Here is a 25,271-nt window from a genome sequence, read left to right as displayed (position 1 = left end):
AATCGAACCTCTGGTCCAGCCCTATGTGCCTTTTGGATCAAAGGATGCTTTTTCGGCTATCGCCATTGCAATGATACGAGGCACCCGACACATGAGGGGCCGCGTAGGATCAGGGAGTATTCGTTACCCATGTCGCTTGGACAGCAACTCGCACCGCACCTTCCCTTTTTGCGGCGCTACGGCCGGGCCCTGACCGGCAGTCAGATGCACGGCGACAAATATGTGCGCGCTACGCTCGAGGCGATCGTCGCCGCACCCGAAGAGTTTCCGCGGGACGTCGATCCCCGCCTGGGCCTGTATCGGATGTTCCAGGTGATCTGGAATTCGGCCAACTTCGACGAGGTTGCCGATGAAACGGTATCGGACGGCGGCGGTCATGAGGCGGTGGCGCGTGCGCGTCTCGCTCGTATGACGCCACTGTCGCGTCAGGCCCTGCTGCTGACCGCGATGGAAGGCTTCACGCCAGAGGACGCGGCCTATTTGATCGAGGTCGATTCGAGCGAAGTCGACGATCTCGTCGCCGAGGCGCTTTCCGAGATCGAGAGCCAGACGCGGGCCAAGGTCCTCATCATCGAGGACGAACCGATCATCGCGATGGATATCGAGACGATCGTTCGGGATCTGGGCCACGATGTAACGGGTGTTGCCGTCACCCGCGACGAAGCGGTCGCGCTGGCGATGGAAACGCGGCCAGGCCTCGTGCTGGCCGACATCCAGCTTGCCGACGACAGTTCGGGCATCGACGCCGTCAAGGATATCCTTGCCGAGTTCGAGGTTCCGGTGATCTTCATTACCGCATTCCCCGAGCGTCTGCTGACCGGCGAGCGTCCCGAGCCGACGTTCCTGATCACCAAGCCGTTCCAGCGCTCCACGGTGAAGGCGGCGATCAGCCAGGCGCTGTTCTTCGATCAGGCAACCGTTCCTGTCGCGTAAGATCAGCTGCTGAAATGCGGTAGTAGCGGTCAGTTTTTTCCAACCGCTTGATCGCGTGTACGTGTCGATGCATCTTGGGTTCGCTTCCGTAAATGGTTGCGGACCCAAAACGGTTTTCGGGGGTTTACTCGACATGGCTGATCCGAACGAACCCATTCATATTGCCACCGAAGATGCCCGCGCAGGCTCCACCCCGCATATGACCCGGTATATCCTCGTCATATCCCTGGTGCTCATCATAGCGATATTTGGCTTCCTCGTTATTCGCTGACATAAGTTAGGCGTACATGGCTGGCATTGCCGGTGTGAACGCCTATGTTTGCCTGCAACCTGCTACGCTTGAAGCAGCACGTCCGATGACGCGCTCGTAAGCTAACGATCGATACTGACAGGATTTTCATGGTTCAGCCTGCTCCACATACCGACGATGAGGACGATATCGACGAAGTCGTCGCGCCGGTGGAGCATGTCTCTTTGTCCGACGCCGAGTTCAAGGTTCAGCTTGCGCAGGTGATCCCTCATCTGCGTGCGTTCGGGCGCTCGCTATCCGGAAGCCGCGATCTCGCGGACGATCTGGTTCAGGAGACGCTGCTCAAGGCTTGGGCGGCGCGTCTGCGGTTCCAGGCTGGCACCAACATGCGCGCCTGGACCTTCATCATCCTGCGCAACCTGTATCTGTCGCAGATGCGTCGCGCGCGCTTCAAGGGCGAGTGGGACGATCTGGTAGCAGACCGCATTCTCGCCGCGCCTGCTAGCCAAGATCGTCACGTCGAACTCGGCGACATGCAGCGTGCGCTGATGCATCTTCCGCAGCCGCAGCGTGAGGCGCTGATTCTCGTCGGTGCGGGTGGCTTCGCATACGAAGAGGCCGCCGAAATCTGCAACGTCGCGGTCGGCACGATCAAGAGCCGCGTCGCGCGCGGTCGCGTCGCGTTGGAGACGATCCTGACCGACGGCTCGCTGCCATCACGCCGCGATCATGAGACGGACACCAGCAAGACGGCGCTCGATTCGATCATGGGTGACGTCGAACATCTGAGTCGCGGTCGATAAACGGCGATGTATAGCGCTCACCCCGGACATTTTCCGGGATGGTCGGTGCCGCAGTTCACTGTCTGAAAGTTACGCGGTGCCGTGGACGCCGAAATGGGTCGGCGACGCTGGACCGCTTCGAACAGGCGTGCCCAAATCATGGCCTGGCTAAGCTGGTGCTGCCCGGGTGGCTTCCCGATCAGTGGAAGCTCTGGCCCGTTTCATCCAGGTGGCGCAAAAGTCGCGCCATATCTGCGGGCAAGCCATCCTGTTCACCAAAGGCGTTGCGCAGCACGTCGCCGACCGCGTCGGTGACGCGGGGGCGCCGCACAATCTGTTGGCCATCCGTTTCGCGTTTGATCGTGAGAGAAGAATACATCATACCGCGCACAACGTGCGATCGCGAAATTGGTTGCTTTCGTTTGTCAAGCGATACTTTTAATTATTGAGTATTGCGGGGTGGTCATGCCGATTACTGAACATAAGTTAGATAACGCGGTTGATCGCGCCCGCCTGTGGTCGCCTTTTCTATCGATGATCCTCGACCGTGAGCCGGTCATCGCGCGATCGTTCGCGGCGGGACGTCTTGATCTGGGTTTGTCGAGCGCCGAGTCCGATATGCCGGTCGCAAAACGGTTGAGGCTCGAACGGCGCGCGATGGCGCTCAACGTCGCCGTCGGTGATCTGGCGGGTGTGCTCGACCTCACCGCGGTGACAGGGGCGCTGACCCGCTTCGCCGACTATGCACTCGATACCGCGATCCGTGCCGCGATCGAGGAGCGGACGCCCGGCGCAGAGCCGCTCGGCTTTACCGCGATCGCGCTCGGCAAGCAGGGTAGCGGCGAGCTCAATTATTCGTCGGACATCGATCCGATCCTGCTGTTCGACCCCGCGACGCTGCCACGGAAACCGCGCGAGGAGCCCGAGCAGGCGGCGGTGCGGATCGGCAAGCGCGTCGTCGAGCTGCTTCAGGCGCGTGACGGCGACGGCTATGTCCTGCGCGTCGACCTGCGGTTGAGGCCCTCGCCCGAGATCACACCGATCGTCCTGCCGGTCGAGGCGGCGATCGGCTATTACGAGGCGCAGGCGCTGCCGTGGGAGCGCGCCGCGTTCATTCGCGCGCGGGCTGCGGCCGGCGACATTGCTCTGGGGCAGGGGTTTCTCGACGCGATCCGGCCGTTCGTCTGGCGCCGCGCGCTCGATTTCGGGGCGATCGGCGAAATTCGCGGGATCTCGGCGCGGATCCGCGATCATCATTCGCAGGGGCAGGCGTTCGGTCCCGGCTACGATCTGAAGCGCGGGCGGGGCGGGATACGCGAGGCGGAGTTCTTCGCGCAGATCCACCAGCTGATCCATGGCGGGCGCGATCGGAGCGTCCGTGCGCCCGCGACTCGCGATGCGCTCGCGCGGCTTGCCGAAGCGGGCTGGATCGGTACCGACGAGTCGCAGGCGCTGATCGATGGTTACACGTTGCTCCGGACGATCGAGCATCGCGTGCAGATGATCGACGATCGCCAGACGCACGCGCTGCCGACCGACGAGGCGCTCGACCGGGTCGCCAAACTGCACGGGCTGGAGGATGCAGGTGCGCTATTGGAGCTGCTCGCACCGCGGGTGGCGGCGACCGGGCGGATCTACGATGCGCTCGACGACACCGTGCGCCCCGCCTTCTCGCATGACTCGGTGACGCTGGAGGCTGATCTCGCCGCTGCCGGGTTCGACGAGCCCGAGTCTGCGCGCCGTCGGATCGAGGCGTGGCGTGGCGGGGCCTATCCGGCGCTGCGCAGTCTGGCCGCGCGCGAGGCGCTGGAGGCGGTGTTGCCGACCCTCGTCACTGCGTTTGCGACCGCACCGGTGCCGCAGGCGGCATTGCTCCGGCTCGATGCACTGCTCGAACGCCTGCCGAGCGCGATCAACATCTTTCGTCTGCTGGAAGCGCGGCCGGGGCTGGCGACGTTACTCGCCGCGATCCTCAGCCATGCGCCGACTCTCGCCGACGATCTTGGGCGACGACCGAACCTGCTCGACGGCCTGATCGACGCCACCGCGTTCGAGCCGGTCGGCGATATCGCTGCGCTGGAGGCGGCGATGCGCGCAGGCGATGCCGGGGGCGATTACCAGGCGCGGCTTGATCATGTCCGCCGGGTGGTCGGCGAATTGCGCTTTGCGCTCGGGGCGCAGATCGTCGCGGGCGCGTCCGATCCGCTGCATGTCGCCGCGGGCTATGCGCGGGTGGCGGAGGCAGCGATCGGCGTGCTGGCGCGCGCGACGATCGAGGAGTTCGCCAAGGCGCATGGGGCGGTGCCGGGCGGCGAGCTCGTCATCCTCGCGCTCGGGCGGATGGGCGGCGCGATGCTTACGCACGCGTCCGATCTCGACCTGATCTATCTGTTCACGGGCGACTTCACCGCGGAGTCCGACGGGCCGAAACCGCTTGGTGCAACGCTGTATTACAATCGGCTCGCCCAGCGCGTGACCGCGGCGCTATCGGTCGCGACCGCCGCCGGCCCGCTCTACCAGATCGACACGCGGCTGCGGCCATCGGGCGGGCAGGGGCCGCTGGTCGTCACGCTCGACAGCTTCGCCCGCTACCAGCGCGAGGATGCGTGGACGTGGGAGCATATGGCTCTCACCCGGGCCCGCCCCGTGTTCGGCTCGCTGGACGCGCGCGCCGCGGTCGCGGAGATCGTCCGCGGCGTCCTCGAAGGTGATCGCCCGACTCGCGACGTGGTCGCCGAGGCGCGGTCGATGCGCGCGGACATGGCAGCGCACAAGCCACCCAATGGGCCGCTCGATGCCAAGCTTCTCCCCGGCGGTCTCGTCGACCTGGAGTTCGCGGTGCACGTCGTCCAGCTGGTCAACCGCGCCGGGTTCGATCCCAATCTGGGCACCGCGATCGATCGGCTTACGACTAAAGGCCTCGCCCCGCCGACGTTGCGTGCGGCACATGACGTGCTGACCCGGCTGCTGGTCACGCTGCGCCTAGTCGCGCCGGATGCTGCGCCGCCGGGTCACGCGACGGAAGAACTGATCGCGCGCGCGATTGGCGTCGCGGACTGGCCGGCGGTGGTTGCCACGCTCGAATCGACGCGGCAGGAGGTTCGCCAATTCTGGGCACAGGTAACGGGACACCAAGATGGATGAAGGGTCAAAGATCCCCGACGTGACGGTCACGATTGACAACACAGCCGTGTCGCTGGCGAGCCTCGGCACGCCGCTTGTGGTGTATTTCTACCCGAAGGACGACACCTCGGGCTGCACCACCGAGGCGAAGGACTTTTCCGCGCTCGCCGACGCGTTCCAGACTGCTGGCGTAAAGGTCGTCGGCATCTCGAAGGACACGCCCGCCTCGCACGCGAAATTCACCGCCAAGCATGCGCTTACCGTGCAACTCGCCAGCGATGTCGGCGGCGTCGCCTGCGAGGCGTTCGGCGTCTGGGTCGAGAAGGCGATGTACGGCAAGAAGTACATGGGGATCGAGCGCGCGACGTTCCTGTTCGGCGCCGACGGCACGCTCGCCAAGGTGTGGCACAAGGTCCGCGTTCCGGGCCATGCCGACGCCGTGCTGGCCGCTGCAAAGGCGCTCTGAAGACGTCTCCGTAAGGCCCCGGGATTCGCAGATATTCCGGCGCCTTGCGGCATCGTTCCCGCTTTGGTGCCCTGATCCGCATCAACTCGCCGCATCAACCTGCCGCCCCGCCGCTAGAACGCTCGCGCGCCCTTGCCCGGAACGGCCGTATTTGGCCTAACTCGCATTGTCTGGGGCGCGGAGGGGCTGCGAGTCAGGACAGAGTTTCGGTGCCGTGCGCTTTCACGCGAACGGCCCTGCATTTTTGTGTCGGGGACCAATGGTCGAATTTACCGCAGCAGCCATCGTGACGCGCTTCAAAACCGCGTCCGTGACCGCCACATCATCCGTTTTCCGCCGGGTTGCCGGTGCCGCCGCAATGATCGCGCTATCCGGCTTCGGCGTCGCCGCCCAGGCGCAGGTCGCCACGTCGACCAACGGCGCTAAGCTGCACCACATTGCAGCCACCGGCGGTCCGATGATCGCCGCCAACACCGAGGAAGCCAACGCCGATCTCCGTGCCGACGCGCAGTTCCGCACGCTGTTCCAGACATGGAAGAAGCTCGACGCGACCCAGCAGGGCGTAATCGCGATCCCGTCGGTCCAGCCGGTCCACTCGCTGTCCTTCACCAGCAATTTCGGGATCCGCTCGGATCCGTTCCGCGGCACCGCGGCGATGCATGCCGGCGTCGACATTCCCGGCCCGGTCGGCACGCCGATCTACGCTACCGCCGACGGCATCATCGCGCACGCGGGTCGCCAGGGCGGCTATGGCAACATGGTCGAGATCAGCCACGGGAAGGGCATCGCGACTCGCTATGGTCACCTTTCCAAGATCCTCGTCGCCGACAACGCCCGCGTCACCCGCGGGCAGCTGATTGCGCTGATGGGCTCGACCGGCCGCTCGACCGGCCCGCATCTTCACTATGAAGTCCGTATCGACGGCCACGCGGTCAACCCGATCCCGTTCCTGACCACCGCTGATTACCTGCTCGCCGCCCAGGACCGCTCGGTCAACGCGATCCCCGTTTCGACGGGCGGCCCCGCCGCACAGGACTAATGCCGACGCAGGCGTAGGCGCCAATAGTAGGGCACACCCCGTCATCCCGGCGAAAGCCGGGACCTCGACTCACGGGGACGGACTACCGTCCAGCACTCCCGTCATCTCAGCGAAAGCTGGGATCTCCCTCCCCAAGGACGGACCATCAGCATGAGATCCCAGCTTTCGCTGGGATGACGGGCGAGGCAGCGGTGACGGGTGAGGCAGCGGTGACGGTTCCACGGACGGCGGCGGTCCTACAGGAAGAGGGCGGTCCCCCCAGGCGAGGCCGCAGTTTCACGGGCGAGGTGCAGGCCCACACCCCCGCAAACCCCGAGGTTGCCGCAAGTTACTCGACCCCCTATCTCCCAGACATGGCAACGCTGGTTCAAGACATCATCCTCACCCCCTCCGCAGCAGCGCGCGTCGCGGCGATCGCCGTCAAGCAGGGGAAGCCGGCGATCCTGCGACTTTCGGTCGACGGCGGCGGCTGTTCCGGGTTCCAGTACAAGTTTGGGTTCGCCGACTCGGTCGAGTCCGACGACGTAATCGCCGAGCATGACGGCGTGAAGCTCGTCGTCGACAGCGTCAGCATCGATCTCGTCCGCGGCTGCGCGGTCGATTACGTCGAGTCGCTCGCCGGCGCCGCGTTCAAGGTCGAGAACCCCAACGCCGCCTCGGGTTGCGGCTGCGGCTCCAGCTTCTCGGTCTGATCGCCTCATGAAAATCGTCACGTACAACGTAAACGGCATCAAGGCGCGGTTGCCGCGGCTGATCGAGTATCTCGTCGAAGCGCAGCCCGACATCGTCTGCCTTCAGGAGCTCAAGTCGAGCGACGACACTTTCCCGATCGCCGATATCGAAGCGGTCGGCTACGGCGCGGTGTGGCACGGCCAGAAGGCCTGGAACGGCGTCGCGATCCTCGCGAAAAGCGGCACGCCGGTGGTCCGCCAGCGCGGCCTCAACGGCGAACCCGAGGACGACCACAGCCGCTATATCGAAGCGGAAATCGATGGCTTGATCGTCGCTGCGTTGTATCTCCCCAACGGCAACCCGCAACCGGGGCCCAAATTCGACTACAAACTCCGCTGGATGGACCGCCTCGCCGACCGCGCACGCGTAATCCTGGCTGAAGAAAAGCCAGCGATCCTCGCAGGCGATTACAACGTCATCGCCAATGACGACGACACCTACTCGGTCCGCGCGATGCAGGACGATGCGCTGATGCAGCCCGAAAGCCGCGAGCATTACCGCGCGCTCGTCGCGCAGGGCTGGACCGACGCGCTTCGCACGCAATTCCCCAAGGGCGGCGTCTGGACGTTCTGGGATTACCAGGCCGGCGCGTGGCAGCGCGATGCCGGGTTCCGCATCGATCACCTGCTGCTCAGCCCGCAGGCCGCCGATCGGATGATCGATGCCGGCGTCGACAAGGCCTATCGCGGTCGCGAAAAGGCGAGCGACCATGCACCGACCTGGGTCCGGTTGCGATGAAGGCGCTATCGGTCGCCCTGCTGTCGTTCGCGGCACTGTACGCGACCAGCGCCAGCGCGCAGGACCGCGAATATTGCCCTGAGCGGCCCGGGCTCGACACGCCCGCCTGCACGATCGCGCCGGGCAAGATTTCGGTCGAGACGTCAATCGCAGACTGGACGCGCGACGATCAGCCCGGTTCGCGCGAGGACAACATCCTGTTCGGCGACACGCTGGTCCGCGTCGGCGTGAGCGATACGATCGAGGCGCGGATCGGCTGGGCGCCGTTCGGGCATGACCGAAAACGCGACTCGACGGGCGTCGATACGGTCAACGGGGTCGGCGACGTGTCGCTCGGAATGAAGGCGAACCTGCTCAATCCGGATGGCTCGGGAGTGTCGGTGTCGGTGCTGCCGTTCGTGACGCTGCCGGTCGGACGGTCTTCGATCGGTGCAGGCGACTGGGGTGCGGGGTTTCTCGTGCCGCTGACCTACGAACTGTCGGACACGGTCTCGCTCGATCTGACACCGGAGATCGATGCGGCGGTCGATCAGGACGGCAACGGCCGGCATCTGGCGTACAGCTCGACCGCCGGCCTGGCGTTCAAGGTCGCGAAGGACTTCACGCTCACCGGCGAAGTGCAGGCGTTGCGCGACAACGATCCCGACCAGCATGCGACGCAGGCGCTCGCCGCGCTGTCGCTGGCGTGGATGGCGAACGACGATCTCCAGTTCGACATCCTCGGTGCGGCGGGGCTCAACGACGACACCCCGGATACGCGGGTGTATGCCGGAATATCGCGGCGGTTCTAGATGTTGGCCGGCCTGTTCCTGCTCCAAGCGGTAGCCGGGCCGCCGCTTCCGCCGGAACTGCGCAAGCGCGTCGCGCGAGCGACGATGCCGTGTCCGGTACAGACCGATCCCTACGGTGAGATCGTCGTCTGCGCGCGACCGACCGACCAGCGGCTCGCCAAGCTTCCCCAGCCGGTCCAGCCACCGCCCTTCGATCCGCTGTCGTTCCGCCTGCCCGGGGGCGGCAAGGGCAACGTCCACGCGATTCGCAGCGAACTGCCCGGTGCGGTCGGGCAGGGGGGCGCGGTAACGCTGAAGATGCCGTTCGGCAGGGGGGAGCGGGAGTAGCGCGTACACCCCCTTCCGTCAGGATGACGGAAGGTGAGGGGCCGCCCCCTACAGCGTCCGTTCGTACACCTGATACACCTTGTTCACCCGGCTCTCGATCGTCTCGGCGATCGAGCGCATCCCCTGGTTGTCGTCGAGGATCCAGCCGATCTCGGCCCGGCTCGCACCATAATTCGCGACCGACGCACGGCGGATATACTCGATCATCATGAAGGCCAGCTGGCTCGCCATCCGCGACGCCTGCAGTTCCTTCACCACCCCCATCAGCGGCACGCGTACCGTCCGCACCTTGGGTTTGCGCAACCACCACAAGAGTTTGGCCCAGCCGAACGGGAGCAGGCTGCCGTTCAGCGGCTTGATCGCCTCGTTCAGGTCGGGGAGCGTGATCATGAACGCGACCGGCCTGCCATCCAGTTCGGCGATGCGGATCAGGTCGTTGAAGACGATCGGCTTCAGCTTCACGCCGACGTCCTTGATCTCGGGCGGGGTGAGCGGCACGAACCCCCAATTGTCCTTCCACGCATCGTTGAGGATCGCGAGGATGATCGCCGCCTCCTCCTCGAACTTGGTCTTGTCGACGTTGCGAACGGTGATCCGCGCGTTCTTCTCGCCCGACTTGATGATGCGCTGGACGATCGGCGGGAACTGCTTCGTGACGTCGACCTCATAGGTCATCAGCTGCTTGATCGGGCGATATTGCGCCCATTCGATCCAGCCGCGATATTCGCGCTTGGCATGGCCCATCATGATCGTCGGCGGATGATCGTAACCGTCGATCAGCAGGCCCGGCTCCTCCCAGATCGACATGCTGATCGGCCCCATCGCGCGCGTCATGCCCTGTTCGCGCAGCCACGCTTCGGCGCGCGCGAGCAGCGCCTGGAAGATGTCCTGCCGCTCCGCCTCCATTAGGCCCCAATGGCCGACGCCGGGACCGAAGCCCTGCTCGGGCGGCATCGTCAGCGCGAGCGTATCGATGTGCGCGGAAATCCGCCCGACCACGCGGCCGTCTTCCTCGGCGAGGAACAATTGCGCCTTGGCATGGCTGAACCAGCCATTCTTCTCAGGCGTGATCAGCCCCAGCGCCTCGGACTTCAGCGGCGGCACCCAGTTGGGATCGTCCGCGTAGAGGCGAAACGGCAGGTCGATGAAGATCTTCCGGTCTTTCTTCGTCTCGACCGGACGGATCGTAAGCTTGGCCATGTGTCGTTCCCGAAAGCGCAGTCGAGCGTGTCTAGCCAGCGATGCCGACAAAGGCGAGTACATGCGTTATCGGCCGCTACTGTCACGGTGATTGCGTTTCCTCCGCAGGCGGGTGGGCCGACAACCTGTAAATGCCACGCTGCAGCCATTATCTTCGGGCAATGGATATGCCCATGGACACATCGCTCAGCCTCGCCCGCGGCAAGGCCGCTCCCGTTCCGCCGATCGGCGTCGTTCGCGTTGCAGACGACAAGGCGATGCTGCGTGCCGCCGCCGACCTGACGCGCGACCTCGTGAAGCCGCGACCGGCGGTATATTGGGGCGACCTGATCGCGTCGATGGTGCTGGGCTATAGCGCGCTGTTCGTGGCAGCGACGAGCGATTCTATGGCGGTCGCGGTGATCGCCGCGGTCGCATCCGTGCTCGGCTTGTATCGCGGGCTGAGCTTCATCCACGAAGTCAGCCACATGAAGCATGCGTCGGTGCCGAACTTCAGGCTGGGTTGGAATATCCTCGTCGGCGTGCCGATGATGACGCCGTCGTTCATGTACGAGGGCGTGCACAACCTCCACCACGCCAAGACGCGCTACGGCACGGTCGAGGATCCCGAGTATCTGCCGCTCGCGCTGATGAAGCCCTGGACGTTGCCGCTGTTCATCGTCGTGTCGGCACTGGCGCCGATCGCGCTGATCGTCCGGTTCGCGATCCTGTCGCCGCTGTCGCTGCTCTCGCCGAAGCTGCGGACGATAGTGGTCGAGCGCTATTCCGCGCTGGCGATCAACCCGCAGTTCCGCCGTCGCGCGCCGGAAGACGAGGCCAAGGCCTATTGGAACCGCCTCGAGATCGCAGCGAGCCTGTGGGCTATCACGCTGATCGCGATCACGGTGACGGGCGTGCTGCCGTTGCGCGCGTTCCTGACGATCCTGGGCGTAGCCTCGGCGTTCGCGGTGCTCAATCAGGTCCGCACCTTGGTGGCGCATCTGTGGGAGAATGACGGCGAGCCAATGACGGTGACCGCGCAGTATCTCGACACGGTCAACGTGCCGCCGCCGGCGTTGCTGCCCGCGCTGTGGGCGCCGGTGGGTCTGCGCTATCACGCGCTGCATCACCTGCTGCCAGGACTGCCCTATCACGCGCTCGGTGAGGCACATCGGCGTATTTCGGCGGAGCTGGATGCGATGTCGCCGTATCACAAGGCGAGCTATCCGGGATTGCCGGGGCTGGTGAGCAAGATCGCCCGCAGCACGATGGTTAGGCGCTAGGAGAAAGTGTGTTCCCCCGCGAAGGCGGGGGTCCAGACTGGGCTCCCGCCTTCGCGGGGGAACAAGGTCTTCGGTTTATTCCTCGGACCGTATCAGCACAGCTTCCCCGATAAGGAAGAACAGCAGGAACGGCGCCCACGCCGCCAAAAACGGTGGATAGGCGCCGAGATTGCCCATCGCCAACGCGAAATTATCTGCGACGAAGAACGCAAACCCCAGGCCCATCCCGATCACCGCGCGCACGAACAGCTTGCCCGACCGCGCGATGCCGAACGCCGCGACCGCCCCCAGCAACGGCATCAGCACCGACGACAGCGGTCCCGAAAGCTTGTGCCACAACGACCCTTCGAGCGCCTTGGTCGGCCGCCCCGCATCGGACAGGTCGCCGATCGCCGCCTTCAACGCGCCGAACGACAGCCCATCCGCATCGACGCTCGCCAGCGTGAACTGATCGGGCCGTACGTCCTTCGCGATCACGATAGAGCCGAGGTTGGTGACGGTACCGCGCGCCACATCGAACCGCGTCGCAGGTTCGACCAGCCAGCCACCACCGGCGCGCTTGCCGTGATCGGCACGCAGGATCGCGACGAGGTTGCCACCGGTACGATCGTACAGCGTGATCCCACCCAGCCGTGTCGCATCGCCGCGCCCTCGGATCTGATTGACCTCGATCAAGTCGTCGCCATCGCGGACCCACACGTTGGCGCGGTCGCCGCGATCGATCGGCAGCTTGCCGTAATTCACCTTCTGCCACTGGTTCAGCGTCGCGGTCGAACGCGCCACGACCCGGTCGTTGAACGCGAAGCTGATCACCGCGACACCGAGGCTCGCCACCAATAGCGGCGCGAGCACCTGATGCGCGGACAGGCCCGAACCCTTCAGCGCGACGATCTCGCTGTTCTGGTTCATCGTGATCAGCGTCAGGATCGTGCCCAGTAGCACCGAGAAGGGCAGGAACCGCGACACGATCTGCGGCACGCGCAGCGCGACATATTGCCAGACCTGCGCATCGCCATTGCCGGGATAGGCAAGGATATCGCCCGACTCGCTCAGGAGGTCGAGCGCCTGGAGCACCAGCACCAACGCCGCGAGTACGGCGAACGTCCGCACCAGGAACATCCGCCCCATGTAGATCGCGACCGTGCGCGACGGGAAGAAGCTGACGGTTTTCATGCGGTCTTGCTCGTCTGCGACTTGGGCCGGAAGCCCGGAATGCGCTTGGTGATTGCCTTGAACGTCTTCGAGAACACGCGTTCGAGCGCGCCGATCGGTTGGCCACCCGGCACATAGGCGATGGTGTAATACATCCACAGGATCAGCCCGGCGAAGATCGTGAACGGCACCCACAGCGCGATGATCGGGTCGATCCGGCCAAGCTCGCCGACGTCCGCGGCATACTGGTTCACCTTGTGATAGGTGACGATCATCACGATCGACAGGAACACGCCGAGCGCGGACGACGATCGCTTCGGCGGCACGCCAAGCGCGAGCGCGAGCAGCGGCAACAGGAACATCGTCGCGACTTCGGCGAGGCGGAAGTGGAATTCCGACCGGCTGCCGTCACGCTGCTCCAGCGTCGCACCGCGCTGGCCCTGTTTGGCCAGTTCGGGCAGCGTATATTCGAGATTGCGACCGCCGCGGCTGCGGAAGCTCTCGAACTTGGGCAGGTTGATCGGCAGATCGTGGCTGGTGAAGGTCAGCACGCGCGGCGTCTTGAACTCGGGCTTGTCGTGGACGAGCGTGCCGTTGGCGAGGCGGAAGATGATGACGTTGGGATCGTCGGTCGCCAGGAACTTGCCCTTCTCCGCGGTGACGCCCAGCCAGTCGCCAGTCTGAGTCGATGCATGGACGAAAATGCCAGACAGCTCGCGGCCCTTGTCCTTGCTCTCCTCGATCCGCAGCGTCATCCGCTGGCCGAGATTGGTGAACTCGCCGACTTTGATCGATGCGCCGAGCGCACCCGTGCGCAGCTCGAACCGCAGGCCCTCGTAATAATAGCGGGCGATCGGCTGGACATAGCCGACGATCGCGAGGTTCAGCAGCGCCAGCGCGATCGTGTACATATACGGCACGCGCAGCAGCCGGTTGTAGCTCATGCCGACGCCGCGTAGCACGTCCAGCTCTGACGAGGTCGACAGCCGCCGGAACGCGAGCAGGATGCCCAGCATCAGCCCGATCGGGATGCCAAGCCCCAGATATTCGGGCAGTAGGTTGGCGAGCATCCGCCACACGACGCTGATCGGCCCGCCTTGCGTCGCGACGAAATTGAACAGCCCGAGCATGCGATCGAGTACGAACAGCATGACGGCGATCAGCAGCGTCGAGAACAGCGGCACCGCGATCAGCCGGGCCATGTAGCGGTCGATGGATTTCATGCGCGGGTTGGGCTCGGTATGCTGGGTCGCGCGGGTATAGGGGCGGCGGGGCGGGGCGTCATCCTCAATCGCAACACGTCAGTGAACGATCATTCCGCGGCGATACGATCGGCTGCGGCCCGGCGATCTGCCGTCATTGCGGTGACGACCGCGCGTTCCAGGCCATTGAGTGTAAACGGCTTGCGCAACACCTCGTGCCCCCCGAACTGCGCGACGTTCACCTCGCCCGCAAAGCCAGTGACGAACAGCACTGCGATATGCGGATAAAGCGGGGAGAGTGCGGCGATCATCTCCGGGCCGGTCTGGCGCGGCATCAGCACGTCGGAGATGATCAGCCTGATAGCCGGGTTTGCCGCCAGCAGGGCAGGGGCGGCGAGCGGATCGTCGCAGCCAATCGGATGATGGCCGATCTCTTCCAGCGCGCCGGTCGTCGCCGCCAGCACGCGCGGATCGTCCTCCACCACCAGGATATGCAGCGTCTCCGGCATCTTCGGCGCGATTGGATCCGCCACTATCATCGGAACGGTCGGCAAAGGGAGCGTGCCCAAAGCGGCGGCGCGGGGGAGATAGAGCGTGACGGTCGTTCCCTCGCCCGGTGCAGAGACGATGCCGACTTCACCGTGCAGTTGCTGGACCAGCGCGAAGATCTGGCTGAGCCCGAGTCCCGTGCCCTTGCCGACTTCCTTGGTTGTGAAGAACGGCTCGAATACGCGTTCGGCGACGTCTGGCGCCATTCCGCAACCGTCATCGCGGACGGTGATCGTCACATAATCGCCTGCCGCGCACCGCCCGACTTGCTCGGCTGCCAGGGTTGTCGTGCCGGTCGCGACCGTCAACATGCCGCGTCCGTTCATCGCGTCGCGCGCGTTGACCGCGAGGTTGAGGACGGCGTTCTCCAACTGGACGCGGTCGGCGCGGACGCAGCCGCCGGCCGCATCGTCACGGACGATGATCATGATCGCGTCGCCCAGGGTGCGATCGAGCAGGTCCGACATCCCGGCGACCAGCGCGGCGGCGTCGATCGTCTCGGCCTTCAGCGAATCCTCGCGGCTGAAGGCGAGCAGCCGGCGGGTTAGCGCCGCCGCGCGGTTCGCGCCTTCGGTGGCGCTGTCGATGTGCCGACGCGCAGCCAAAGGATCGGCGGCGACGCTGCGCCGGGCAAGCTCCAGGCCGCCCAGCACCACCGCCAGCATATTGTTGAAGTCGTGCGCGATCCCGCCGGTGAGCTGGCCGACGGCTTCCATCTTCTGGATCTGGCGTAACTTGGCTTCCTGCACGCGCAATTCGGCGGTGGCGGTGGCGACTGCGGCGGTCAGCTCGTTGGCACGCTCGCGCTCCAGTTCGGCGTCGGCCTGCGCGACCGCGCGATCGCCAACCGCGCGGATCGTGAACCAGCCCAGCAGGATCGCGCCCAGCACGATCAGCACGCCGAACACCGCGAGCACCCCCGCGACCCAGCTGGAGCGCTCGACTGAGCCCATCGCGGTTGCGGTCCGATCGTCCAACAGCGCGCGTTCGCGGGCAATGAGCGTGTCGAGAGTCGTGTTGATCTCGGCGAGGGTCGGCGATTTCCGCGCCTGGTAATAGCGCGCGAGCGCCTGGCCGTTCTTGCCGTAACTCGTGTTGAGCGCAGTCAGCGACAATTCCCGGCCGCGCGAATCATAGGCCGTGCGGAGCCGGTCGACTCGCGGTTGCTGCTCGGGATTGTCGTTGGTGATCCGGTCGAGACGATCGATCTGCGTACCGGCCAGCAGCCATTCGTCGAAATACAATTGGCCGAGCTGCTTGTCGCCGCTGATCACGTAGCGGCCAAGCGACGCCTCCGACTGAGCAATCGTGCCCGACAGCGTGCGGGCCAGGATCATCACGTCGTAGCTGTGAGCTTGCAGTTCCAACGCGCGGTCGCGCTGGCGATTGGCATTGCCGAGCGTCACGATGAGCGCGATTAGCACGGCGGCGCCGAGCAGTCCCATCACGACAAGCATGATGATCCGCCAGGTCGCTCCGCCCCCCAGGGCCGCGGTCTGGGCCTCGCTTCGCATCACCAGGCCATCCTAACGCGTCGTTGCCCCCGCGCAATGATTTCGCGAGCGGTTACAGATGGTATCATCCTCCCGTCTTTATCCTCACCTGCAAGGGGAGGTGGCAGCGGCAGGCTGACGGAGGGGTATCGCGCTATCGACAGGCCGACACCCCTCCGTCTGGCAAGAGCCAGCCACTTCCCCTTAGAGGGGAGGATCAAGGATCAGCCGATCACACCTACGGCGCGCCCAGCCGCCTCGAACATCCCCAGGATCGTCGTGATCTGCTCGTCGGTATGCTCCGCGCACAGCGAGCAGCGCAGCAGGAACGTCCCCGCGGGAGTCGCCGGAGGACGCGCCATGTTCACGTACAGCCCGCCCTCGAGCAGCGACTGCCAGATCGCGATCGCCTGTTGCTGGTCGGTCAGGATCACCGCGATGATCGCCGAGTCGGACGTCTCGGTACCGAGCTTGAACCCCATCGCCTTCAGCCCGCCATGCAGACGGCGCGCGTTCTTCCAGAGCTGTGCGCGCTTGTCGTGCGCGGTCATCAGCTTGCGGATCGAGGTCGCGGCGGTCGCGACCACCGAGGGCGGCAACGAGGCGGTGAAGATGTACGGGCGGCAGGCGAACCGCACCATTTCGAACTTCGGATGGTTCGACACGACGAATCCGCCGACCGTGCCAACCGACTTCGAGAACGTCCCGACGACGAAATCGACGTCGTCGGTCAGCCCCATCTCCTCGTACACGCCGCGCCCGTTGGGGCCGAAAAAGCCCATCGAATGCGCCTCGTCGACCAGCACCATGCAGCCATGCTTCTTGGCGACCGCGACCATTTCCTTCAGCGGGGCGATGTCGCCGAGCATCGAATAGACGCCTTCGAGCACCACCAGCTTGCCGGCCTCCTTCGGCAGGCGGCCGAGCCGCTTGTCGAGATCGCTCACGTCGTTGTGGCGAAAGCGGACGATCTCGGCATTGCCCTGCTTGCAGCCGTCGTAGATCGAGGCGTGGCTGTCGGCGTCGAGGATGACGTATTCGCCCTTGCCGGCGAGCGTCGAGATGATCCCGAGATTGGCCATGTACCCGGTCGAGAACACGATCGCGCCGGTCATGTCGTAGAATTCGCGGAGTGCCTGTTCGACGTCGATATGATCGTGGAACGTGCCGTTGAGCATCCGGCTGCCGTTGGTGCCCGACCCGAACGCGTCGAGCGCGTCCTTGCCCGCCTGGATGACGTCGGGGTCGAACGTCATGCCCATGTAGTTGTATGTGCCGAGCAGGATCGTATCCTTGCCGCGGATCACCGCCTGCGTTGGGCCCTTCACCTCGTCCATGACGATCGCGAACGGATTGCGCACGCCACTGGCGATCAGCGCCTCGCGTTCGGCGATCAGCGCGTCGAATTTCGACATGAGGTCGCGTTCGGTGGCGACCTCCGGAGCATCGACGGGGAGGGCGTGGGCGGTGGTGGCGGCTTCGGTCATGTTAGATTCCATGAGGTTGGAATGTGTCGTCTTTTCCCCCCACCCCGTTCGGGCTGAGCGAAGTCGAAGCCTCGCCTCACGGGGCCACCCTTCGACTTCGCTCAGGGCGAACGAGGGAGGGTAGTGTTAGGCGGCCTTCAATTTAGCGACCGCATCGACCAGCTGGCCGACCGTCTCGATCTCGGCTTGCATGTTCATCGTGATGATGATGTCGAATTCGTCCTCGATCGCGGCGACGAAATCCATCACGGTCAGGCTGTCCCACTCCAGGTCGCCCTGGAACGTCGTCGCATCGGTGAGCGGGGCGTTCTTCTTGTTGAACGGCTCGATCTGCGCGGTGACGGTGTCGTAGATCTGCTGGCGGTCGCTCATGATAATCCCTTCGGTGTCGCAGCGATCCCTGACAGGAAATTGCGGCGGCTTTTCGGCGCTATAGCAGCCCGGCGGCGCGATACCACGCCGCGGTTTGCGCGAGTGCCTGCGGGGTCGGGACGGACGGCGTCCACAGCGCGGCCGGCGGCGGCTTGTGAGAGACCCAGTCGGGGTGGCAAAAATAACTGACCCGGTCGCGCGTCAACTTGGCCTTGCGACGGCGAACGAGCCGGTCGGCGGCGGACGCCAGTTTCAGGAGCGCGCGCGGTGTCGAGAAGACCTTGACCGGCTTGCCCACGGCCACGCCGATCGCGCGCGCGAAGTCGCGGTTGTCCCAGCCGTTCGGCACCCCGTCGTCGGGCTCCATGATCGACAACGCATCGGCACTCTCGGCGAGCGCGAGGAGCAGCGCGGTCAGGTCCTCGACGTACAGCAGCGAGACGCGCGTGCCGGCCGGGGGCATCGGCACGTAACCCGACCGTGCCGCCTTGAAGACGTCGAGTAGCTCGTGGTCGCGCGGGCCGAAGATCGCGGGCGGGCGGACGATCGTCCAGTCCAGCCCCGACGTCTGCACGCGCGTCTCTGCCTCGGCCTTCGACCAGCCATAGTTCGACAGCGTCGGCTCGCGCGCGGCAAGCGAGGAGACGTGGACGAAGCGGCGGATGCCGGCTGCCCGCGTCGCCTGGAGAATGCCTTCGGTGCCGGCGACGTTACCCTTGCCGAAGCTTGCCCGGTCGGGGGCGTTAACGACACCGGCGACGTGGATGACCACGTCCGCGCCTTCGACCAAGGTCGCGAGGCTCTTGGGGCGATCGAGTGCGCCTTCGATCCAGGTCACGCCGATGCGCTTGGCCTGCGGCTTCCGCGCGAGCGCACGGACGGTGTGCCCGGTCTCCAGCGCGTGGTCGATCAGGTGGCTGCCGACGAACCCGGTGCCGCCCGTGATGGCGAGAATCATGAGCCCATTCCCCAGACAGAAGCTTGTTCACCCGCGAAGGCGGGTGCCCAGACTGGGCACCCGCCTTCGCGGGTGAACAATGCTTGGCCGATCATACGAGCGCCAGATGATTGCGGTGCACAAGCGCGGATCTTGGAGCATACCCAAGGATCGCCGCATGATCGTCGCTATGGCGACCAAGCAGACGCGCGGTGTCGGCCGCATCATATTCTGCAAGTCCCCGCGCGACCGTCCCGTTTGGTCCTTCGATCGTGACCAGATCGCCGCGCATGAAGCCGCCATCGATTCGAGTCGCGCCCGTGGCGAGCAGACTCCGACCCTGGCCGAGCGCAGACGCAGCCCCCGCATCGACATGGATCGCACCCTTCGCGGTAAGCCCCCCCGCAAGCCAGGCCTTCCGTGCAGACGCCGTCCGCTCAGCCGTAAAGATCGTATGACGGGCAGGGGTCGACAGCGGATGCTCGATCCGCCCCGACGCTATCACCAGCGGAATGCCTGCTCCGGTCGCGATCCGTGCCGCGGCGATCTTCGAGGCCATGCCACCCGATCCCATGCCCGAGCCCGACCCGTCGTCCGCCATCCCCGCCACCGCATCGATCCGCGGCACGCTGGCGATATGAGTCGCGGACGGATCGGTATGCGGGTTGGCGGTGTAGAGCCCGTCGACGTCGGACAGCAGGATCACGCCCTGCGCGCCGGCGGCCTGCGCGACGCGGGCAGCAAGGCGGTCATTGTCGCCGAACCGGATTTCCTCGGTCGCGACGCTGTCGTTCTCGTTGATGACCGGTACGACCTTCAGCGACAGCAGCCGGTTGAGCGTCGCGGCGGCGTTGAGATAGCGGCGGCGGTCTTCGAGATCATCCAGCGTGACAAGGATCTGCGCCGCGTTGAGATTTTGCGCTGCGAGGAGTTCAGCCCAGACCTGACTGAGCGCGATCTGGCCGGTGGCGGCGGCGGCCTGTGCGTCCTCGAGACTTGCCCGGCCGCCCTTGGGGAGACCTAGACGCCGAGCGCCGAGCGCGATCGCGCCAGACGAAACGATGGCAACCTGCTGGCCTTCGCTAGTCCGGGCGGCAATGTCAGCGACTAAGCCGGTCAGCCACTCCCGCCGAACGCTCCCATTAGGATCGACCAGCAACGCCGACCCGATCTTCACGATCAGCCGCGCGCAAGACGACGGTGGAAACATCACGCATTCCCCTCCCGCTTGCGGGAGGGTTTAGGGGAGGGGCGGGCGTGACCTGTCGGCAAGAAAGCCCTCCCCCGACCCCTCCCGCAAGCGGGAGGGGAGAAATCTGGAACCAACCCTTTCCCCGCAGGGGAGAGGGCTAAGACGACACCTAAAGCGGCGACCATGCGACCGGCACTTCGCCTTCTTCCAGTTCCTTCGCCGCGCCCGGAGCTGGCCCGATCGCCTCGATCAGCTGGTCCAGCACAGCCTCGATCCCCGCGCCACTCGCGCCCGAAATCGCCATCACCTCGGCACCACTGGCTTCCGCCAGTTCCGCCGACAGCGCCGCGATCAGCTCCGGATCGAGCATGTCGATCTTGTTCAGCGCAACGATCACCTTCTTGTCGGTGAGCCCCTCGCCGTAATTCTCCAGCTCGTCGCGCACGATCCGGTACGATTCGGCCACGTCACGGTCGTTCGCATCGACCAGATGCAGCAGCACTCGGCACCGCTCGATATGCCCGAGGAATCGGTCGCCGATCCCCGCACCCTCGGCCGCGCCCTGGATCAGCCCTGGAATATCCGCGACCACGAACTCGCGCTGCTTGTGTCGCACCACGCCCAGCTGCGGGCGCGTGGTCGTGAAGGCGTATTCACCGACCTTGGCCTGCGCATTCGTCACCTGGTTGATGAAGGTCGACTTGCCCGCATTCGGCAAGCCAACGAGGCCCGCATCGGCAAGCAGCTTCAGCCGCAGCCAGACCCACGCCTCGCCGAACGGCCAGCCGGTGCCGTGCTGGCGCGGAGTGCGGTTGGTCGACGTCTTGTAGCTCGCATTGCCGCGCCCGCCGTCGCCACCACGGAACAGCACTTCGCGCTGGCCGACCTCGGTGAAGTCGATCAGCACCTCTTCCTTGTCCTCCGACAGCACCTGCGTGCCGAGCGGAACGCGGATTACAAGGTCCTTGCCGCCCGCGCCGGTGCGGTTCGAGCCCGATCCGCCCGAGCCGCGGGGCGCGCGGAAATGCTGCGTGTAGCGGAAGTCGATCAGCGTGTTCAGGCCGGCGATGCATTCGAACACGATGTCGCCGCCCTTGCCGCCATTGCCGCCGTCGGGGCCGCCATATTCGATATATTTCTCGCGGCGGAAACTGACGGCACCGGGGCCGCCCTCACCCGAACGTACGTAGATCTTGGCTTGGTCTAGAAAATGCATCGCCGCCCCATAGCGAAATTGGCGAAAATCTCCACCCTCTGCGATTCGCGCAAAGACTCGATCGCTTCAGGCGCAGGTTGGAGCGGCCGCATCCTTGCTCGCGAGCAACGCATCGAGCGCCAGTTCGCGTGCCTTGCCGACCGGCAACCCGAGCGCGCGCGCCATCGGTGCGCCCATCAGCGCATCGCCGAGCGCCATCAGCACCAGCGTCAACGTCTGCTCCTGGATCGGCTGGTCGCCGGGCATGTCGCCCTCCGCCAGCTCGTCGACGAGGTCGTGGATCGCGGTCAGGATCGGATCGAGCGCATTGGTGTTGCCCGACAGGATCATCCAGCTCGCCAGCGCCCCCGCGCCGCCCTTGCCGAACGCGTCGAAGGTCATCTCGACAACCTCACGCGGGGCGAGCTCGCCCGCCCGCACGCGCAGCACCGCCGCGCCGATCGTCCCGACGATGTCCGCCGCCATCCGCGTGATCAGCGCGGTATGCAGCGCCTCCGCCGAACCGAAATGGTGCAGCAGGTTGGCGTGCGTACGCCCGACGCGGCCTGCCACGGCCTTCAAGGTCACCGCGCTTGGGCCGCTCTCCACGAGCAGGGCGCGCGCAGCCTCGACGGCGGCTTCACGCGATTCGGTGGGGGAGAGTCGCTTGCGCGGTGTTGACGTCACGGACCGGGAAACCTATTTACATCAATGTAAGTAACGAGTGCTCATTCCTGTTTGGAGGTTTCCGTGGCGAAAGCAACCACGCCTGCCGATCTGACGATCACCCCGCGCGACCGCCGCTTCGGTCGCGGTGCTGCGATTCGTCGCTGGTGGCTGAACGACGATCCGATCGCGACCGCGTTCTATAATGCACTGTCGGTGACGTTTCCGAAGGGCGAGGGCTATTTCGTCGACAGCGTCAGGAAGTTTCGCGAGGGCACGCCGCCCAAGCTCCACACCGAGATCAACGCCTTCATCAAGCAGGAGGTGATCCACACCCGCGAGCACGTCGCGTTCAACCGCCACGTCACCGACCAGGGTTACGACGTCGCTCCGCTGATGGCCGATGTCGATGCGCAGTTGGCGATCACCAAGGACAAACCCGAGATTGCGAGCCTCGCCGCGACCACCGCGCTCGAGCATTTCACCGCGATGCTGGCGCACGAACTGATCGCCAATCCGAAGCATCTGGCCGGTGGCGACGAGCAGGCGGCAGCATTGTGGCTGTGGCACGCAGCCGAGGAGATCGAGCACAAGGGTGTCGCCTACGACACCTGGCTGCACGCCACGCGCGACTGGCCGCGGCTGCTGCGGTGGCGGATCAAGTCGAAGGTGATGCTGATCACGACCTGGCGCTTCTTCACCGGGCGTGCGCGCGGAATGGCGGAACTGCTGCGGCAGGACGGGATGACCGGACCGCGCGTGTGGGCGCGGATGGCGTGGTACGCGTTCGGTAATCCGGGGATGGCGCGGAAGGTCGCGGGTGTCTGGGCTGCCTATTTCCTGCCGGGGTTCCATCCGTGGAAGCACGACGACCGCGCGCTGATCGGGCTGGCGGAGAGCGAGTATGAGGCGGCGGTGTTGCCGATAGCGAAGCGGGTGGTGGCGGTGGCCTGAGCCTTCTCCCGTCATCCTGACGAAAGTCAGGATCCAGAGCCATTAGCGACTGCGCCCGTTACCCTGGATCCTGACTTTCGTCAGGATGACGGAGCTTTGTGGAACATGACTCGCAGGCTGCCATCTGACATCAATCCACCCCGGCGGAGGCCGGGGCCCAATTGGGGGACGTCGCTAACGCAGGTCAGCGCTCCGTTATTGCAACCTTTCCAATTGGGCCCCGGCCTTCGCCGGGGTGGTGGTAAGTGCTTAGGAAACGGCGGTCTAAATCACGCCGCCAAAGGCATCGGCGCACATCGGTCGTCATCCAGATCCAGCTCGAACATCACCGCCGGCGCCTCGCCACCCCGCCCGCGCGACGTCCGTGGTTCGACCCGCCCCGTAGGCCGAAACCCGAGCTTCGCCAACACGCGCCCCGACGCCGGGTTATCCACGAAATGAAACGCATCCAGCCGGCGCAGGCCCAGCGCATGCCGCGCCATCGCCACCACCGCCTCGCCAGCTTCGGTCGCATAGCCGCGACCCCATGCGTCAGGCGCCAGCCAATAGCCAAGTTCATGGCCCGCATCCGCCGCGCGGATACCGATCCCGCCGACGAGTCGCGGCGCGCCTGCTTCCATCGTCTCGATCATGAAATGTGGGTCGTGCGGCCCACGCGGCTGCGCCAGAAACGCCTCGGCATCGCCCAGCGCATACGGCCACGGCGCACGCGCCAGCTTGGCGACCACCGACTCATGGCCGATCGCCCGCGCCAGTGCGGGCGCATCTTCCGGCCAACCCGGCCGCAACGTCAGTCTCTTGGTGCGCGCGAACACGGCTCTCTCCTATCGCGTCATTGGCTGCGCGCATGCCACGTCGGGATGACGGGACCGCGACAGCCGCGTGGAGGGAGCAATAAAAAAGGGAGCCGGGGTGACCCGTCTCCCTTGTTCAGGTTCGCTTTCGCGACCCGGGTCACCCTGGTGGGCAACCCGGATGGTTACCCGATGTTATTCGGCTGCTACCGGCATCTCTGCCGTGTCGTTCGCTGCCAGCTCGACCGAGCAGAATTTGCGCCCGAGTTTGCCCTGGCTGAACACGACGCGGCCATCGACCAGCGCGAACAGCGTGTGGTCCGTACCAATACCGACGTTGGTGCCTGGGTAGAACTTCGTCCCGCGCTGACGCACGAGAATGTTGCCGGCGACGCACGCCTGGCCACCGAACTTCTTGACGCCGAGGCGACGACCGGCCGAATCGCGACCGTTGCGCGAAGAGCCGCCTGCTTTCTTATGTGCCATCTGAAGCTACTCCTTATGCCTGAGCGGCCGGGGCGGTGTCGCCCTCGTTGCTCTTGGCGGTCTGGCCACCAACGCTGACGATCTTCAGGATCGTGTGCTGCTGGCGATGGCCGTTCTTACGACGATAGTTGTGACGACGACGCTTCTTGAAGACGATGACCTTGTCCGCCTTCGCCTGCGCGATGATCTCTGCAGCGACGACGAAGCCCTCGACGGACCGCAGCTCCGAGCCTTCGCCCGCCAGCAGAACGTCACCAAGCGTCACCGACGCACCTGCATCGCCCTCGATCTTCTCGATGACGATCTTATCTCCGGCGGCGACGCGATACTGCTTGCCGCCCGTGCGCACGACTGCGAACATGGCCCTTGTCACTTTCCAAATACATGTGCCCCACGAACGCAAGGTCCGCCGGGAGAAGCCGGGCAGCTAAGGGAGGGGGGCAGAGTTGTCAACCGCGAAGGGGCGCGGGAGGGTGGTAAAGATGAAGAGTGTGGTGTCGTCTACCGCACCGTCGCAAGATTGTTTCTCCGCGAAGGCGGGGACCCAGACCGGACGGCTGCCTTCGCGGGAGAATAAGTGTCTTTAGACGACGGCGCGATTCGCCTTAGTGCCGGTGAACCTGCCGCAGCGCATACCGGCCATCCGCATAGTCGCTGAACAACCCCGAGATCGCCGGATGATCGACTGGCTCGTCGCTATCGTCCGGCACCAGGTTCTGCTGGCTGACATACGCGACGTAGCTCGACTCCATGTTCTCCGCGAGCAGATGGTAGAACGGCTGATCCTTGCGCGGACGGATATCCTCCGGAATCGCCGCATACCATTCGTCGCTGTTCGCGAAGACGGGATCCACATCGAAGATCACCCCGCGGAAATCGAACAGCCGGTGCCGCACGACGTCGCCGATCGAGAAATTCGCGTGCGAGATCGGCGGCGCGAGCACCTCGACGGGGATGAGCGGGCTGGTGATGTCGTGAGCGATACTGTCGTGTCGGGGCATATCCGCCAATTTAGGGTCTGTTTTGCGCCGCACAAGGAAAACGCGCCAGCTGGAGCCCGCAACCCCGAAATCCGCTTGCGTACCCAGGGGCACTTCATTAGAGGCCGCGCTTCGACCGATCGGAGGGACTGTTCGCAGCACCTTGGAT

At 65.2% G+C, this 25,271-nt stretch carries 27 protein-coding genes; 12 read left to right on the top strand and 15 right to left on the bottom strand.

Annotated features, from left to right (window positions below; genetic code table 11):
- The first annotated feature begins 129 nt into the window (after nt 1–129).
- The 3 genes from U1763_RS12350 (at nt 130) to U1763_RS12340 (ending at nt 1,986) form a co-directional block, all read left to right on the top strand.
- Nucleotides 130–933 carry a response regulator gene (locus tag U1763_RS12350; protein WP_132738061.1) on the top strand — a complete coding sequence of 268 codons (804 nt, stop codon included), beginning with the start codon at nt 130–132 and terminating at the stop codon, nt 931–933.
- Nucleotides 934–1,066: 133 nt separating this feature from the next.
- Nucleotides 1,067–1,204: a hypothetical protein gene (locus U1763_RS12345; protein ID WP_332755448.1), complete on the top strand. Its 138-nt coding sequence runs from the start codon at nt 1,067–1,069 to the stop codon at nt 1,202–1,204.
- 128 nt (nt 1,205–1,332) lie between these two features.
- Complete coding sequence (locus U1763_RS12340) at nt 1,333–1,986, top strand: sigma-70 family RNA polymerase sigma factor (protein ID WP_132896205.1); 654 nt, start codon at nt 1,333–1,335, stop codon at nt 1,984–1,986.
- A 178-nt stretch (nt 1,987–2,164) separates the two neighbouring features.
- Here the strand turns inward: U1763_RS12340 and U1763_RS12335 are convergent, their stop codons facing one another.
- The gene (locus tag U1763_RS12335) at nt 2,165–2,356 is read right to left on the bottom strand and encodes a hypothetical protein (protein WP_332755447.1); all 192 of its coding nucleotides are present in this window, start codon (nt 2,354–2,356) and stop codon (nt 2,165–2,167) included.
- 143 nt (nt 2,357–2,499) lie between these two features.
- Here U1763_RS12335 and U1763_RS12330 point away from each other — a divergent pair, with 143 nt between their 5' ends.
- The 7 genes from U1763_RS12330 to U1763_RS12300 all read left to right on the top strand — a co-directional run bounded on the left by U1763_RS12330 (nt 2,500) and on the right by U1763_RS12300 (nt 9,181).
- Nucleotides 2,500–5,109 carry a bifunctional [glutamine synthetase] adenylyltransferase/[glutamine synthetase]-adenylyl-L-tyrosine phosphorylase gene (locus U1763_RS12330; RefSeq protein ID WP_443026921.1) on the top strand — a complete coding sequence of 870 codons (2,610 nt, stop codon included), beginning with the start codon at nt 2,500–2,502 and terminating at the stop codon, nt 5,107–5,109.
- Entirely contained in the window at nt 5,102–5,554 is a 453-nt protein-coding gene (locus U1763_RS12325; RefSeq protein WP_332755445.1) for a peroxiredoxin, read from the top strand. The genes U1763_RS12330 and U1763_RS12325 overlap by 8 nt, the downstream gene beginning before the upstream one ends.
- A 286-nt stretch (nt 5,555–5,840) precedes the next feature.
- Nucleotides 5,841–6,593, top strand: a complete 753-nt coding sequence (locus U1763_RS12320) for a M23 family metallopeptidase (protein ID WP_332755444.1) — start codon at nt 5,841–5,843, stop codon at nt 6,591–6,593.
- A 353-nt stretch (nt 6,594–6,946) separates the two neighbouring features.
- A complete protein-coding gene (erpA, locus tag U1763_RS12315) occupies nt 6,947–7,285 on the top strand; it encodes an iron-sulfur cluster insertion protein ErpA (protein WP_056057508.1) in 339 nt (112 codons plus the stop codon).
- A 7-nt stretch (nt 7,286–7,292) separates the two neighbouring features.
- Nucleotides 7,293–8,063: an exodeoxyribonuclease III gene (gene xth / locus U1763_RS12310; RefSeq protein WP_332755443.1), complete on the top strand. Its 771-nt coding sequence runs from the start codon at nt 7,293–7,295 to the stop codon at nt 8,061–8,063.
- Entirely contained in the window at nt 8,060–8,854 is a 795-nt protein-coding gene (locus U1763_RS12305) for a transporter (RefSeq protein WP_332755442.1), read from the top strand. Before xth ends, U1763_RS12305 begins: the two co-directional genes overlap by 4 nt.
- Entirely contained in the window at nt 8,855–9,181 is a 327-nt protein-coding gene (locus tag U1763_RS12300) for a hypothetical protein (protein ID WP_332755441.1), read from the top strand.
- A gap of 48 nt (nt 9,182–9,229) precedes the next feature.
- Here the strand turns inward: U1763_RS12300 and U1763_RS12295 are convergent, their stop codons facing one another.
- Nucleotides 9,230–10,381: a GNAT family N-acetyltransferase gene (locus U1763_RS12295; protein WP_332755440.1), complete on the bottom strand. Its 1,152-nt coding sequence runs from the start codon at nt 10,379–10,381 to the stop codon at nt 9,230–9,232.
- Between the two features lie 161 nt (nt 10,382–10,542).
- Between U1763_RS12295 and U1763_RS12290 the strand changes: the two genes are divergently transcribed.
- Nucleotides 10,543–11,643, top strand: coding sequence for a fatty acid desaturase family protein (locus U1763_RS12290; protein ID WP_443026920.1), 1,101 nt, complete (start codon nt 10,543–10,545; stop codon nt 11,641–11,643).
- Between the two features lie 75 nt (nt 11,644–11,718).
- Here the strand turns inward: U1763_RS12290 and lptG are convergent, their stop codons facing one another.
- From lptG to U1763_RS12245, 9 genes are all read right to left on the bottom strand, one after another.
- Nucleotides 11,719–12,816: an LPS export ABC transporter permease LptG gene (lptG, locus tag U1763_RS12285; protein ID WP_132738088.1), complete on the bottom strand. Its 1,098-nt coding sequence runs from the start codon at nt 12,814–12,816 to the stop codon at nt 11,719–11,721.
- Entirely contained in the window at nt 12,813–14,018 is a 1,206-nt protein-coding gene (gene lptF / locus U1763_RS12280) for an LPS export ABC transporter permease LptF (RefSeq protein WP_207894149.1), read from the bottom strand. The genes lptG and lptF overlap by 4 nt, the downstream gene beginning before the upstream one ends.
- An 89-nt stretch (nt 14,019–14,107) precedes the next feature.
- Nucleotides 14,108–16,060, bottom strand: a complete 1,953-nt coding sequence (locus U1763_RS12275) for an ATP-binding protein (RefSeq protein ID WP_332755439.1) — start codon at nt 16,058–16,060, stop codon at nt 14,108–14,110.
- Between the two features lie 203 nt (nt 16,061–16,263).
- Entirely contained in the window at nt 16,264–17,526 is a 1,263-nt protein-coding gene (spt, locus tag U1763_RS12270; RefSeq protein ID WP_332755438.1) for a serine palmitoyltransferase, read from the bottom strand.
- A gap of 126 nt (nt 17,527–17,652) precedes the next feature.
- Complete coding sequence (locus U1763_RS12265; protein ID WP_133020934.1) at nt 17,653–17,898, bottom strand: acyl carrier protein; 246 nt, start codon at nt 17,896–17,898, stop codon at nt 17,653–17,655.
- A gap of 58 nt (nt 17,899–17,956) precedes the next feature.
- The gene (locus U1763_RS12260; RefSeq protein ID WP_332755437.1) at nt 17,957–18,856 is read right to left on the bottom strand and encodes an NAD-dependent epimerase/dehydratase family protein; all 900 of its coding nucleotides are present in this window, start codon (nt 18,854–18,856) and stop codon (nt 17,957–17,959) included.
- Nucleotides 18,857–18,947: 91 nt separating this feature from the next.
- Nucleotides 18,948–20,045, bottom strand: coding sequence for a glutamate 5-kinase (gene proB / locus U1763_RS12255; protein ID WP_332755798.1), 1,098 nt, complete (start codon nt 20,043–20,045; stop codon nt 18,948–18,950).
- Between the two features lie 151 nt (nt 20,046–20,196).
- Entirely contained in the window at nt 20,197–21,243 is a 1,047-nt protein-coding gene (obgE, locus tag U1763_RS12250) for a GTPase ObgE (RefSeq protein ID WP_056055836.1), read from the bottom strand.
- 66 nt (nt 21,244–21,309) lie between these two features.
- Nucleotides 21,310–21,909, bottom strand: coding sequence for a TetR/AcrR family transcriptional regulator (locus U1763_RS12245; protein WP_332755436.1), 600 nt, complete (start codon nt 21,907–21,909; stop codon nt 21,310–21,312).
- A 63-nt stretch (nt 21,910–21,972) separates the two neighbouring features.
- Here U1763_RS12245 and U1763_RS12240 point away from each other — a divergent pair, with 63 nt between their 5' ends.
- Nucleotides 21,973–22,842 carry a metal-dependent hydrolase gene (locus U1763_RS12240; RefSeq protein ID WP_332755435.1) on the top strand — a complete coding sequence of 290 codons (870 nt, stop codon included), beginning with the start codon at nt 21,973–21,975 and terminating at the stop codon, nt 22,840–22,842.
- 269 nt (nt 22,843–23,111) lie between these two features.
- On the opposite strand, the gene U1763_RS12235 is transcribed toward U1763_RS12240, so the two are convergent.
- The 4 genes from U1763_RS12235 to hspQ form a co-directional block, all read right to left on the bottom strand.
- Complete coding sequence (locus U1763_RS12235; RefSeq protein ID WP_332755434.1) at nt 23,112–23,657, bottom strand: GNAT family N-acetyltransferase; 546 nt, start codon at nt 23,655–23,657, stop codon at nt 23,112–23,114.
- A gap of 174 nt (nt 23,658–23,831) precedes the next feature.
- Nucleotides 23,832–24,122: a 50S ribosomal protein L27 gene (gene rpmA, locus U1763_RS12230; protein WP_132738101.1), complete on the bottom strand. Its 291-nt coding sequence runs from the start codon at nt 24,120–24,122 to the stop codon at nt 23,832–23,834.
- A gap of 13 nt (nt 24,123–24,135) precedes the next feature.
- Nucleotides 24,136–24,483 carry a 50S ribosomal protein L21 gene (rplU, locus tag U1763_RS12225; protein WP_107963253.1) on the bottom strand — a complete coding sequence of 116 codons (348 nt, stop codon included), beginning with the start codon at nt 24,481–24,483 and terminating at the stop codon, nt 24,136–24,138.
- Nucleotides 24,484–24,727: 244 nt separating this feature from the next.
- On the bottom strand, nt 24,728–25,123 hold the full coding sequence (hspQ, locus tag U1763_RS12220; protein ID WP_332755433.1) for a heat shock protein HspQ: 396 nt from the start codon (nt 25,121–25,123) through the stop codon (nt 24,728–24,730).
- Nucleotides 25,124–25,271 lie beyond the last annotated feature (148 nt).

Source organism: Sphingomonas sorbitolis (assembly GCF_036663875.1).
Lineage (GTDB): Bacteria > Pseudomonadota > Alphaproteobacteria > Sphingomonadales > Sphingomonadaceae > Sphingomonas.
This window is presented reverse-complemented; position numbering and strand designations above follow the sequence as displayed.